14 protein-coding genes are annotated in these 12838 nt (G+C 71.4%); 6 read left to right on the plus strand and 8 right to left on the minus strand.

The features are described 5' to 3' along the window. Positions 1–7: 7 nt before the first annotated feature. A complete protein-coding gene (gene thrS, locus CHC09_RS31645) occupies positions 8–2005 on the minus strand; it encodes a threonine--tRNA ligase (RefSeq protein ID WP_179277360.1) in 1998 nt (665 codons plus the stop codon). A gap of 97 nt (positions 2006–2102) precedes the next feature. Further along, on the minus strand, positions 2103–3020 hold the full coding sequence (locus CHC09_RS31650) for an ADP-ribosylglycohydrolase family protein (RefSeq protein ID WP_089296908.1): 918 nt from the start codon (positions 3018–3020) through the stop codon (positions 2103–2105). Between the two features lie 96 nt (positions 3021–3116). Here CHC09_RS31650 and CHC09_RS31655 point away from each other — a divergent pair, with 96 nt between their 5' ends. The 4 genes from CHC09_RS31655 (at position 3117) to CHC09_RS46665 (ending at position 7842) form a co-directional block, all read left to right on the plus strand. Further along, positions 3117–3806 carry a response regulator transcription factor gene (locus tag CHC09_RS31655; RefSeq protein ID WP_089296909.1) on the plus strand — a complete coding sequence of 230 codons (690 nt, stop codon included), beginning with the start codon at positions 3117–3119 and terminating at the stop codon, positions 3804–3806. Between the two features lie 2 nt (positions 3807–3808). Further along, entirely contained in the window at positions 3809–5203 is a 1395-nt protein-coding gene (locus CHC09_RS31660) for a HAMP domain-containing sensor histidine kinase (RefSeq protein WP_089296910.1), read from the plus strand. A 335-nt stretch (positions 5204–5538) separates the two neighbouring features. After that, complete coding sequence (locus tag CHC09_RS31665) at positions 5539–7641, plus strand: RICIN domain-containing protein (protein ID WP_239138587.1); 2103 nt, start codon at positions 5539–5541, stop codon at positions 7639–7641. A 54-nt stretch (positions 7642–7695) separates the two neighbouring features. Beyond that, the gene (locus CHC09_RS46665) at positions 7696–7842 is read left to right on the plus strand and encodes a hypothetical protein (RefSeq protein WP_179277361.1); all 147 of its coding nucleotides are present in this window, start codon (positions 7696–7698) and stop codon (positions 7840–7842) included. A 4-nt stretch (positions 7843–7846) separates the two neighbouring features. On the opposite strand, the gene CHC09_RS31670 is transcribed toward CHC09_RS46665, so the two are convergent. Then, positions 7847–8863, minus strand: coding sequence for an adenosine deaminase (locus tag CHC09_RS31670; protein WP_089296911.1), 1017 nt, complete (start codon positions 8861–8863; stop codon positions 7847–7849). Positions 8864–8871: 8 nt separating this feature from the next. Then, entirely contained in the window at positions 8872–9627 is a 756-nt protein-coding gene (locus tag CHC09_RS31675; protein WP_089296912.1) for a trans-aconitate 2-methyltransferase, read from the minus strand. 65 nt (positions 9628–9692) lie between these two features. Here CHC09_RS31675 and CHC09_RS31680 point away from each other — a divergent pair, with 65 nt between their 5' ends. Next, positions 9693–10670 (plus strand): aldo/keto reductase, encoded by a 978-nt coding sequence (locus CHC09_RS31680; protein ID WP_089296913.1) that lies wholly within the window; start codon positions 9693–9695, stop codon positions 10668–10670. Then, entirely contained in the window at positions 10664–10912 is a 249-nt protein-coding gene (locus CHC09_RS31685) for a hypothetical protein (RefSeq protein WP_089296914.1), read from the plus strand. The genes CHC09_RS31680 and CHC09_RS31685 overlap by 7 nt, the downstream gene beginning before the upstream one ends. A 310-nt stretch (positions 10913–11222) precedes the next feature. Here the strand turns inward: CHC09_RS31685 and CHC09_RS31690 are convergent, their stop codons facing one another. The 4 genes from CHC09_RS31690 to CHC09_RS31705 all read right to left on the minus strand — a co-directional run bounded on the left by CHC09_RS31690 (position 11223) and on the right by CHC09_RS31705 (position 12833). Then, complete coding sequence (locus CHC09_RS31690) at positions 11223–11426, minus strand: cold-shock protein (protein WP_011905669.1); 204 nt, start codon at positions 11424–11426, stop codon at positions 11223–11225. A gap of 347 nt (positions 11427–11773) precedes the next feature. Next, the gene (locus CHC09_RS31695) at positions 11774–12046 is read right to left on the minus strand and encodes a DUF4235 domain-containing protein (RefSeq protein WP_089296915.1); all 273 of its coding nucleotides are present in this window, start codon (positions 12044–12046) and stop codon (positions 11774–11776) included. Next, positions 12046–12405 (minus strand): DUF3618 domain-containing protein, encoded by a 360-nt coding sequence (locus CHC09_RS31700; RefSeq protein WP_089296916.1) that lies wholly within the window; start codon positions 12403–12405, stop codon positions 12046–12048. Before CHC09_RS31700 ends, CHC09_RS31695 begins: the two co-directional genes overlap by 1 nt. Further along, the gene (locus CHC09_RS31705) at positions 12402–12833 is read right to left on the minus strand and encodes a phage holin family protein (protein WP_089296917.1); all 432 of its coding nucleotides are present in this window, start codon (positions 12831–12833) and stop codon (positions 12402–12404) included. Before CHC09_RS31705 ends, CHC09_RS31700 begins: the two co-directional genes overlap by 4 nt. Between the last annotated feature and the right edge of the window lie 5 nt (positions 12834–12838).

Genomic DNA, 12838 nt, shown 5'->3' on the forward strand with positions numbered 1-12838 from the left:
GACGGGGTCAGACCGCCGACGGCCCGGTGTTGACCCGCGAGCGGACCACCTCGGTCACGTGCGCGACGGCCTCGTCGAGCGAGACCCCGTTGCGCTGCGAGCCGTCCCGGTAGCGGAACGACACGGTGCCGCCGTTCACGTCGTCGTCGCCGGCGATCGCCATGAACGGGATCTTCTGCTGCTGCGCGGTCCGGATCTTCTTCTGCATCCGCTCCGGCGAGTGGTCCACCTCGGCACGGATGCCGGCCTTGCGCAGCCGGGTGACGAACTCCTCCAGGTAGCCGGCGTGGTCGTCGCGGATCGGGATGCCGACCACCTGCACCGGCGCCAGCCAGGCCGGGAACGCGCCGGCGTAGTGCTCGACCAGCACGCCGAAGAACCGCTCGATCGAGCCGAACTTCGCCGAGTGGATCATCACCGGCTCCTGCCGGGAACCGTCCGCCGCCTGGTACTCCAGACCGAATCCGGCCGGCTGGTTGAAGTCGTACTGGATGGTCGACATCTGCCAGGTGCGGCCGATCGCGTCCTTCGCCTGCACGCTGATCTTCGGGCCGTAGAACGCCGCGCCGCCCGGGTCGAGCACCAGCTCCAGGCCGGACTCGGTCGCCACGTCCTCGAGGACCTTGGTCGCCTTCGCCCACTGCTCGTCGGTCCCGATGAACTTGTCGCTGTTCGGGTCCCGGGTCGACAGCTCCAGGTAGTAGTCGTCCAGGCCGAAGTCGTCCAGCAGCGAGCGGACGAAGTTCAGCAGGTGCTTGATCTCGGCCGGGGCCTGCTCGGCGGTGCAGTAGGAGTGCGAGTCGTCCTGGGTCAGGCCGCGCACCCGGGTCAGGCCGTGCACCACACCGGACTTCTCGTACCGGTAGACCGTGCCGAACTCGAACAGCCGCATCGGCAGCTCACGGTAGGACCGCCCGCGCGACCTGAAGATCAGGTTGTGCATCGGGCAGTTCATCGCCTTGAGGTAGTAGTTCGCCCCCTCCAGCTCCATCGGGGGGAACATCGTGTCCTTGTAGTAGGGCAGGTGTCCCGAGGTGTGGAACAGGCCCTCCTTGGTGATGTGCGGGCTGCCGACGTACTGGAAGCCCTCCTCGATGTGCCGGGCCCGGACGTAGTCCTCCATCTCCCGCTTGATCACGCCACCCTTCGGGTGGAAGACCACGAGACCGGAGCCGATCTCGTCCGGGAAGGAGAAGAGGTCCAGCTCGGTGCCGAGCTTGCGGTGGTCCCGGCGCTCGGCCTCGGCGAGCCGGTTCAGGTACGCCTTGAGCTCGTCCCGCGACGGCCACGCCGTCCCGTAGACCCGCTGCAGCTGCGGGTTCTTCTCGCTGCCCCGCCAGTAGGCGGCGGCCGAGCGCATCAGCTTGAACGCCGGGATCAGCCGGGTCGACGGCAGGTGCGGGCCACGGCACAGGTCGCCCCAGACCCGCTCACCGTCCTTGCCCAGGTTGTCGTAGTGGGTCAGCTCGCCGGCGCCGACCGCCGCGGCCTCCGCGTCCACGTCACCCTTGATGTCGACGAGCTCCAGCTTGTACGGCTCGTCCTTGAGCTCCGCCTTGGCCTCGTCGAGCGACGAGTACTCCCGGCGGCGGAACGTCTGCCCGGCCTTGACGATCTCCTGCATCCGCTTCTCGAGCTTGGTCAGGTCGTCCGGCTGGAACGGCTTCTCGACGTCGAAGTCGTAGTAGAACCCGTCCCGGATCGGCGGGCCGATGCCCAGCTTCGCCTCCGGGAACACGTCCTGCACGGCCTGGGCCAGCACGTGCGCGGTCGAGTGGCGCAGCACGTCCAGCCCATCCGGCTCGTCCATCGCGACCGGGGTGACCTCGGTGTCGGCCGCGGGCGCCCAGGCCAGGTCGCGCAGGCGCCCGTCGGCCTCGCGGACCACGACGATCGCCTTCGGCCCGTTCGCCGGGAGCCCGGCGGCGGCCACCGCGTCGGCCGCCGTAGTCCCGGCCGGGACGACTAGGGGGTCGGCCGCGACGGGTGTACGGGGTGCAGACACGGTGATCTCCATTCGCCAAGAGTGACGACCCGGCTGCTCCGGGCCGTCAAGAATGCTATCCGTCGCGGATATCCGCTTTTCGCGCGGCGCGCAAGCTTCACTCGTCGCCGTCGGCGACCAGCCAGGCGGGCAGTGGCTCGCGGTGACCGAGCCACTCACCGGGGATCCCGTCGATTCCCGTGTACGCCGCCACGACTCCCCCGGCGATCGCCGCCGTGGTGTCCACGTCCCCGCCCGCGACCACGCACGCCGCCACGGCCGCCGGGTAGTCCTCGAGGTACCGGTCGGCGACCCAGAGCGCGAACGGCACGGTGTCCTGCGCGGTCGCCTGGCCCCCGTTGCCCAGCCGCTCCGCCGCCTCCGCCAGCCGGACCCGCAGGGTGGCCGCCTCGGTCAGCCCGTCCCGGACCACGCTCGGCGCGGTGTGCGCCGCAGCGACGCGCAGCAACTGCCCCGGGTCCGGCCGGTGCCCGTCGAGGCGGGAGGCCGCCGCGAACGCCGCGGCCACGCTGACCGCCACCCCGCCGGCGACGCCCTCCGGGTGCGCGTGGGTCACCTCGGCGGCGCGGGCCCCCTGGGTCGCCGCCCGGGCGAGGGAGTCCGCGTGCCAGGCCCCCAGCGGCGCGGCCCGCATGGCCGCCCCGTTGCCGCACGAACCCTGGCCGTCGAAGACCGCGGCGGCGGCGATCGGCCAGGGCAGCCCCTCGCGGATCTGGCGGAGCATCACCACCGCGCCCGGACCGTACCCCCGGTACGGCTCGAAGTACCGGCCCAGCCGTTCGGCGAACGCGTCCCGGTCGAAGTCGCCCTCGGCGAGCGTCGCCACCAGGCAACAGGCCTGTTCGGTGTCGTCGGTCCAGTCCCACGGCGGGTCCGGGACCCGCGCTTCGAGCAGGTCGGACGGGTGGTTGCCGGGTACGAAGTACTGCGCTCCGAGCGCGTCACCGACACTGAGGCCGGCCAGGCTCTCGCGGGCCAGCGCGAGTCGCGTGTCAGGAAAGAGAGTGAATGACATCGGTGCCTCAGATCGTATTCCATCACTGAGAGTCATCAAAACATCTCGCTCCATCACCTTTTAGGTTCTGCCAGCGGGGGCCGGTACGGTCTTCGCATGGCCACGGTGTTGCTCGTCGAAGACGACCATGTCGTGCGTGGCGCCATGCTCCGTTCGCTCGCCGACCGGGGGCACGCCGTGCACGCCGTCGGCACCGCGCTGGAGGCCCTCCGGCGGGTCGCCGCGGAGACTCCCGACCTGGTCGTGCTCGATCTCGGGCTGCCCGACCTGGACGGTTCGGACGCGCTGCGGATGCTCCGGGGCATCACCGACGTGCCGATCATCATCGCCACCGCGCGGGACGACGAGCAGACCGTCGTGCGCCTGCTCCGGGCCGGCGCCGACGACTACATGGTCAAGCCGTTCACCGGTGCACACCTGGACGCCCGGATAGCCACCGTGTTGCGCCGGGTCGGCCGCGCCAGCCGCGCCGCCCAGCCGGCCGTCCACGAGGTGGGTGAATTGCGGGTTGACGTGGGCGAGCGCAGCGCTACGCTCGGCGACCAGTCACTGGCTCTGACTCGCAAGGAGTTCGACCTGTTGGCGTACCTCGCCGCCCGCCCGGGCCGAGTGGTTTCCCGTCGTGAGCTGTTGGAGGAGGTATGGCGGCAGCCCTCGGTCGGCGAGGACCAGACCATCGACGTGCATTTGTACTGGCTGCGCCGGAAACTGGGCGAATCCGCGGCGAAGCCCCGCTACCTGCGCACCGTGCGGGGGGTCGGATTCCGGTTGGTGGCGCCGGACTGAGGTTGCGGCTGGCGTACATCACCGCCGCCACGACCGCCGTCGCCGCCCTGGTCTTCCTCGTCCCACTCGGCTGGGGCCTGCGCTCCGACCATCGGGAGAAGGCGCTGTCCGACGCCGCGCTGCAGACCGCGACGGTCGCCGGCGCGCTGGTGGCCGGCGCCGGGGACAAGGGCGTGGCCGCGGCGGTCGAGGCCGCCGGCGACCCGGTGGTGCACACCCCCGGCCTGGCGCCCAGCGCCGGCGGCCGGGCCAGCGCCGCCGAGATCGACCGGGCCGCGACCGGCGCCGAGACCAGCACCCTGGACGTCGCCGGCGGCGTGATCCGCCTGCACCCGGTCACCGCGAACGGCAAGTCGTGGGTGATCGAGACCTTCGTGCCGGACGCCGCGCTGGGCGAGAACACCGCGCGTGACTGGTGGCTGCTGCTCGGCTTGGCGGTGCTGCTGGTCGGCGGCTCGGTGATCGTGGTGGACCGGCTCGCCCGGGGTGCCGTGGACTCGGCCAACAATCTGGTCGAGGCGGCCCTGGCGGTCGGTGACGGCGATCTGGGCGTGCGCATCCACCCCTCCGGCCCGCGCGAGCTGGCCGAGGTCGGGTACGCGTTCAACCGGATGGCCGACCGCCTGGTCACCTCCCGCACCGACGAGCGGGAGCTGGTCGCGGACCTGTCGCACCGGCTGCGCACCCCGCTGACCGCGCTGCGGCTGGACGCCGAGGCGCTCGACCCCGACGACACCCAGATCATCGATCTGACCGCGGAGGAGGTCGACCGCCGCCGCGGCATCCGGCGCATCCGGCAGGCCATCGCCTCCCTCGACGACGAGGTCAACCAGCTGATCAACACCACCCGGCAGGCGGTCGCCGCGCAGGTGGCGGCGGCCTCGGAGGAGGGGCTCTGTGACGCCAGCGAGGTGGTCCGGGAACGCATGACGTTCTGGTCCGCGCTCGCCGACGACCAGAACCGGCAGCACCGCGTGCTCGGAGCGCAGATGCGGATCCCGGTGCCGGTGGCCCGCGCCGAGCTGGCCGCCGCGCTGGACGCGGTGCTCGGCAACGTGTTCCGGTACACCCCGCAGGGCACGGCGTTCGAGGTGGCGCTCTCCCGCCGGGACGGCTGGGTGGCGCTGCGGGTCGACGACGCCGGCCAGGGCATCCCGGACCCGGAGAAGGCGCTGCGCCGGGGCCAGAGCCAGCAGGGCTCCACCGGCCTGGGCCTGGACATCGCCCGCCGGATGACCCAGTCCAGCGGCGGCTCGGTCAGCCTGGACCGGGCGGCGATGGGCGGCGCGAGCGTGGTGATGCTGATCGCCGACGCGGAGGCCACCCCGAAGACGCCGAGCCGCTTCGGCCTGGTCGGTCGCGGTCCCCGCGGCCGCCGTGGGCAGCGCGGCAGCTGAAGTGCAAGAGCAGTGACGGACTACTCCCCCAGACGGAACAAGAGTTGCTTAGATCTGTTTTAAGAGTGTTCCCCTGGCTCTTGCGGCCTGGCAGTGTTCGCTCCGATCCCAACCGGCTCCCCGGTTCGCTCACCGCAGCACGTCCCCATCGCCGCGGCCGGCGGAGCCCCGGCGTGGTGGGAGGCGGGCACCCCATGGCCACCTCCCACCGCGTGCCAGCTCGACGAGGAGACGCTTTGCCCGCGCATCGCCGGTCAGCGTTCCGTGGGTCGCCCGCCGGGCGGCGCCGCGCCGAGGCCGAGCAGCGACAATCATCACGCTCCGTCACCAGCCGGATGCTTCCGGTGGCTCTCGGGCTGGCCCTGCTCGGGGTCGGCGGCGTGGTCGGGCCCAGCGTGATCGGCGCCTCCTCGGCGGACGACCCGGGCAACTTCGAGCTGACCGCGCTCCCCCAGGACGTTCCCGATCAGGGACTGGTCTACGCGGGGCTGAAGCCGGCCGCGGCGGACCGGCTCTGCGCCGGGTCGTATCTGCTCTTCGACGAGACCTGCACCGCCGGGCCGGACCCGGCGCCCACCGGCCTGAACGTCCGTACGGACGTCAGCCCGGTCACCACCGCCACCCGGCTGCCCGGCACGGTCAGCACGATGCAGCCCGTGATCGTGCCCTCGGACGCCGAGATCGCCCGGGACCTGGGCGGCAGCGCGCTGACCCCGGCCGCCCCGGCCCTGATCGCGGACCCGGCACCGGGCAACGCCGACTTCGTCCTCGGCCCGGACGGCGTGGCCTGCGACGGTGACGGGCAGAACGGCAAGCGGGTCCAGCCGCTGTACCTGTACGCCGCCGGCACGACCACCCGCTACAACGAGTACGTCGACTCGTTCCGCACCTGGGCGGCCGGCGTCGACGCGATCTTCGACGCGAGCGCGGGCGAGACCGGCGGTTCCCGGCACGTGCGTTATGTGACCACTCCGGAGTGCGCGGTCTCGGTCTCCGAGGTGGAGCTGCCGGCCGGGTCGCTCGACTCGTTCGCCGCGACCGTCAAGGCGCTGGGCAACCTCGGCTACAACCGCGCCGACCGCAAGTACCTGCTCTTCTCCGACGCGAACGTCTACTGCGGGATCGGCACGTACGTCGACGACAAGCGCGCGGGCCGCACCAACCGCAACAACGCCGGGCCGTCGTACGCCCGGGTCGACTCCGGCTGCTGGAGCTCGGCGATGGCCGCGCGCGAGCTGACCCGCATCCTCGGCGCGGTGCTGAACGGCGCCCCGAACGGCACCGGCGCGGGCGGCTGCCTGGACGACTACGACCTGCTCTGCGGCCGGGACCGGTCCGGCAAGGAGGTCCGCTCGGTCTGCCCGAAGTCGCACGAGGTGCGCCTGGACTGCGGCCACGACGACTACTTCAACACGAACCCGAGGCCCGGCAGTTACCTGGACACGCACTGGAACGTGGCGCTCAGCGACTTCCTGCTGCGCAGCGACGGCGGCGACGACATCCCGGACGTCCCCGGCGCGGTCCCGGGTGTCCGGCCGAGCGCGCCGGCCACCAGCACGCCGGCCCGGCCGGACCCGTCGCCCAGCACCGCCGCGCCGACCAGCGCCCCCACGGCCGGTCCCAGCGCGTCGCCGAGCACCTCGTCGCCGCTGCCCGGGGTCAGCACCGGACCGGTGGACGGCCTCGAGACCGAGCCGGCCGCGTTCCACGCCGGGAGCGGCAACCAGGGTTCCGGGGACCAGGACTCGGGCGCGCCGGTGCCCGGTGCCGGGCAGGCAGCGCTGGAGATCCGGGACGCGACCAGCATGTCGGTCCGCCTGAACTGGAGCGCCGCTTCCGACGACGCGAAGTACGAGGTCTCCGTGGACGGCGAGCCGGTGGCCACGACGAAGGCGACCCGGGCCCTGCTGATCGGGCTGAAGCCGGACACCACGTACCGGGTGGAGATCAAGAGCAAGACGCTCGACTACCACGCGACCGGCTCCGCGCGGACCGCCCCGGCGGCCCGGCCGGTGCAGAACTCGTGGTTCGTGCTGACGAACTCCCTCACCGGCGGCGCCGCCGACCTCTACGCGGCCCGCGCCGCCGACGGGACCCCGGCCACGCTCGGCCCGGCCGACGGCGGCAACCAGCAGCAGTGGCAGCTGGTGCCGGCGGCCGACTCCGGCAGCTACACCCTGGTCTCCCGGGCCAGCGGCAAGTGCCTGATGCCGCTCGGCGGCGCCCCGGTGGCCGGCGCGCCGCTGGTCCAGGGCGACTGCCAGAGCCCCGGCACCAGTTGGCGCCTGCAGGCCTCGGCCTTCGGCTTCACGCTGCGCAGCGAGACCGGCGACCTGACGGTCGGCGTCGGCGGCCAGCGTTTCGGCTGGCACCGGGTGCTGGCCCTGGAACCGGACACCGGGCAACGCCACCAGAGCTGGACCGCTGTGCCCAGCTGACACCCTTCATCAGCCGGTGTGGCAGCTGGACCACCAGGAACGACAGGAGAAGCGATGCGCGACGTGGTGAGCAGGCCCGAGACCGGGCCGGAGGAGGATCCGGCCCGGTTCAACCGGCGGCGGCTGGTCCGCTGGCTGACCATCCTCACCGTCGGCACCCTGGTGATGCTGGCCTGCTGGCAGGACCCGCTGTACCCGTAGGCGGTCAGCCGGCCGCGTAGGCGTCGATCTCGGCGAGCAGCGCGGCCTTGCCGCTCGCGGAGAGGAAGCTGTGCCGCACGGCGCCGCGGGCCAGCTCGGTCACGCCGGCCCGGTCGAGGCCGAGCAGGTCGGCGGCGACGGCGTACTCCTGCTCCAGCGTCGTGCCGAACATCGGCGGGTCGTCGGAGTTCACGCTGACCGGCACCCCGGCCGCGACCAGTTTGGCGATCGGATGCTCGGCGAGGTCGGTGACCGCCCGGGTGCGCAGGTTGGAGGTGGGGCACACCTCCAGCGGAATCTGGTGCTCGGCCAGGTACGCCATCAGGCTCTCGTCCTGAGCCGCCGCGATGCCGTGCCCGATCCGCTCGGCGCCCAACTCGCGGATCGCGTCCCAGATGGTCTCCGGTCCGGTGGTCTCCCCGGCGTGCGGGACGCTGTGCAGCCCGGCCGCCCGCGCCCGGTCGAAGTGCGGCTTGAACTGCGGCCGCGGCACCCCGATCTCGGGCCCGCCCAGTCCGAAACTGATCAGACCGTCCGGCCGCTCCTCGAGCGCGACCCGCAGCGTCTCCTCGGCCGCGGGGAGGCCCGCCTCGCCCGGGATGTCGAAGCACCAGGCCAGGTCGACCCCGAAGTCACGGCGGGCGCCGGTCCGGGCGTCCTCGATCGCCTCGCAGAACGCCGGTGCCGGGATGCCCCGCTTGACGCTCGAGTACGGCGTGACGGTCAGCTCGGCGTACCGCACCTGCTGCCGGCTCAGCTCCCGGCCGATCTCGTAGGTCAGCAGCCGTACGTCCTCGGCGTCCCGGATCAGGTCGACCACGCTGAGGTAGATCTCGATGAAGTGGGCGAAGTCCCGGAACTCGAAATACGTCGCGAGGGCCGCCGGATCGGCCGGCACCGGCGAGGTGCCCTCGTGCCGGGCGGCCAGCTCGGCCACGATCCGCGGGGAGGCCGAGCCCACGTGGTGCACGTGCAGCTCGGCCTTGGGCAGGCCGGCGATGAATTTCGTCAGGTCCGTCAAAGTCTCTCCTAGATAGCAGCCACCACGAAGATACGGCGGAACGGAAACGCCACGTGGCCGTGTCCGGCCGGATACGCCGTGACCAGTCGATTCCGCAGCGCGGCGCGGAACCGTTCCCACCCGGGCTCGTCCAGCGCGGCCCGGACCGGGCGCAGCGCGGTGCCCTCCATCCAGCGCAGTACCGGGTGCTCGGCGTCGTCGGCCGGCAGCAGGTGCAGGTAGGTGGTCTCCCAGGCGTCGACGGTGGCGCCGGCCGCGGTCAGCCGCTCCGCGTACTCGACCGGTTCGTCGACCGGTGACTCGCGGAGCACCCGGTCGACACCGAATTCGGCGGCGGTCTCCCGCAGCAGGCGGTGCGAGGGCGCGTCGAAGTTCCCCGGCACCTGCATGGCCAGCCAGGCCCCGCCCGGCAGACCGGCCACCCAGCGCGACAGCATCTCCTGGTGCCCCGGCACCCACTGCAGGGCGGCGTTGGTGACGACCACGTCGGTCTCCGGCCCGGGCCGCCAGCTCGCGATGTCCGCCAGCCGGAACTCCACGCCACCGGATGCGGCGGACGCCTTCGCGATCATCTCGGGCGAGGAGTCCAGACCGGTCACCCTGGCGCCCGGCCAGCGCTCGGCCAGGGTCCGGGTCAACTCGCCGGGCCCGCAGCCCAGGTCCACCACGGTCCGCGGCGAGTCGGCGCCGATCCGGGCGGTCAGATCGAAGAACGGACGGGAGCGCTCGTTGCCGAAGCGCCGGTAGACAGCGGGATCCCACATGCCGCACCCCTTAAACCGTACGTACGTTTTGTTTGAAAATAACAGGCGGGCGGTAGGGTCTCCACGTGGAAAAACGAAGCTTTCGCCGGATGGGCCGCGACGCCTCGGTGATCGGGCTGGGCGCGTGGCAGCTCGGCGCCGACTGGGGCGATGTCAGCGAGGCCGACGCGCACGCCACCCTTCAGGCCGCGGTGGACGCCGGGGTCACCTTCATCGACACCGCCGATGTCTACGGCGACGGCCGCAGCGAGCAGATCGTCGGCGCGTTCGTGAAGGACAAGCCCGGCCTCACCGTCGCGACCAAGATGGGTCGCCGACTCCCCCAGGAGCCGGCGAACTATCACCTGGACAACTTCCGCGCCTGGACCGACCGCTCCCGGGCCAACCTCGGGGTGGACACTCTCGACCTGGTTCAGCTGCACTGCCCGCCGACCCCGGTGTTCCACAGCGCCGAGGTCTTCGACGCGCTCGACACGCTGGTGCAGGAGAAGCGGATCGCGGCGTACGGCGTGAGCGTCGAGAAGGTCGAGGAGGCGCTCGCCGCGATCGCTCGTCCCGGTGTCGCCAGCGTCCAGATCATCCTGAACGCGTTCCGGCTCAAGCCGCTGGAGCGGGTGCTACCCGCCGCCGCCGAGGCCGGGGTCGGCATCATCGCCCGGGTCCCGCTCGCCAGCGGCCTGCTCTCCGGCCGGTACGACGAGAACACCACGTTCGCCGCCGACGACCACCGCAACTACAACCGGCACGGCGAGTCGTTCGACGTCGGCGAGACCTTCTCCGGAGTGGACTTCGCCACCGGGCTGGAAGCGGTTCGCCGGCTCCGGCCGCTCGTTCCGGACGGCGTCACGATGGCGCAATTCGCACTGCGCTGGATCCTCGATCAGCGGGGGACCACTGTGGTGATCCCCGGTGCTCGTAATCCCGAACAGGCTCGCGCCAACGCGCACGCCGCCGAACTGGCATCCCTTTCGCCGGAAACCCAGGAAAAGATCATCGCCGTCTACGATGAGCTGATTCGCCCTCAGGTGCACGACAAATGGTGAACAATGAAACCGGCACCGCGGCTGAGCCGGTCCGGCTGCGCGGGTGGCTGACCATGTCCCTCGGCCTGGTCTGCATCGTGCTCGGCTCGGTCTGGACCCTGCAGGGGCTTGACCTGTTCGAGCACGAACTGATGAGTGGCAAGACCGCCTGGGCCGCGGTCGGCGGTGTCGTGGCCCTGCTGGGCCTGGCGCTCGTGGTGATCGGCATGCGTCGGCGCAGCGGCGGCAAGACAACCGCATAACCATCGACCTCCGCCACCAGCACGGCGGCAAGAACACCACAGAACCGCCGATATCCGCCGCAACCATCGACACGCGCCATTGGAACGAAGGCGGGGCGGCCCATGAAGCGCGACCGGTCGCGCCCGGCGACCACCTCTTGGCAGGTGGGCGTCGCACGCGACCGGATCGTCACTGAATTGGTCGATAATGCGGCCCGCAACAAAGGCCGTACAGAAGAGGCCCCGCAACCTCGGCGAGGGTGCGGGGCCACGGTCAGGCCGGCCTCCGCCAGGCGGCCGGCATGCCGGCCTCGCGACCGGCGGATTGGTCTCAGAGCGGGCGAACCTGCTCCGCCTGCGGGCCCTTCTGGCCCTGGGCGATCTCGAACTCGACCCGCTGGTTCTCCTCCAGAGTGCGGTAGCCGCTCGTCTGGATGGCCGAGAAGTGGACGAACACGTCAGCACCCCCGCCGTCGACGGTGATGAAGCCGAAGCCCTTGTCTGCGTTGAACCACTTCACGGTTCCTTGCGCCATGCTGAACTCTCCTTCTGAAAATGCCGGCCCGCCCGACCGCGGCAGCGGAGCGCGGGGCCGATGACCGTTTTCGAGCAGCGGCGCCGCGAGGCGGCCCTTTCAGAGGACGTCCCATCCGTTCGGCTTTGAGACACCTGGTGACCCTCCCGGGATCGGGTCGGTGTCGCGCCGCCTGGCGGAAGCAGCGAACCACGTACGCAAAAACTGGCCACACTGTACCCGAAAAACGGGCCGCAAAGCTGCCCCTCGAAGGAATCCAATAAAGCGTGCCAGATATGGAAAAGGCTCCCCACTTCGCGCTTACGAAGAGGGGAGCCGTCAAGACTCCTGTCTATACCGGTGATGATCTAGTCGGGCCGCTGACCGGTGAGCCGCCGGGTGCCGATCGCGCTGCCACGATGGACAGCCGCCTTCACCACCGCGAAGATCGCGCCCTGCAACGCGGCGGCGGCGAGCACCTCACCCCAGCCGCGTTCCTCGTCACCGGCGTCCGGAGCGTCGTCATCACCCGAGGCCATTTTCCAGACCTGCTTGAAAAGCACCCCGGCGAGCGCACCGGCGGCGACGCCCAGCGCCAGATTCACCGGCTTGAGCGCCACCTTCCCCAGCCTGCCCGCCATCAGCGCCGCCCCCGCATGATGAGAATGGCCCCGACCACCGCGGCCAGACCGGCCACGATCAGCGCCGCGGGAAGCTGATTCGACCGCACCCGGGCGACGGCGCCGTGCGCCAGGTCGCCGGACGTGTCCTTGGCGCTCGACGTCGCGTCCCGCAGCCGTCCAGTGGCGAGCGCCGCCTGATCGAGCAGCCGCTGCTTGGTCTGCGAGACCTGCTCGCGGGCGCGGGCCTTCACGTCCGCCCGCGCGGCCAGGGCCTGGACCGTCTCCCCCAGCTCGGCCCGGGTCTGCTTGATCTCCGCGCGCAGCGCCACCAGGTCAGGTTTCGCCGTACCGTTTCTCTCACTGATGATCTCGCTCATGCCCGGCCTCGTTCCTTGACCGCCTGCTTGACCTCGTCGACATCGGCCTTCACGCTCGCGATCGCGGCCTGCGGCTCGGGCGGGACCGCTCGGCGCAGCTGCGCCCGGCCGACCAGCGCCAGCACGCCGGCCACCAGGAAGATCGCTACAGTGACCACCAGGCTGGCCAGCCAGAGCGGCCAGACCAGGTCCAACGCGATGACCGAGGTCGCGATCAGGGCACCGACACCGTACATGGCGAACACGCCCGCGCCACCGAAGAGACCGGCGCCGATCCCGGCGTGTTTGCCCTTCTCGGCCAGCTCGGCCTTGGCCAGGGTCAGCTCGTCCCGGACCAACTTGCTGAGCTGCTCACTGGCGCGCTGCACCAGTTCCGCGGTCGACTGCTCGTTCAATGGTCGAGCCCTGCCATTGAGCACATCGGCCATCGTTC

It is taken from the genome of Actinoplanes regularis (genome assembly GCF_900188005.1).
Taxonomy (GTDB): Bacteria; Actinomycetota; Actinomycetes; order Mycobacteriales; family Micromonosporaceae; genus Actinoplanes; species Actinoplanes regularis.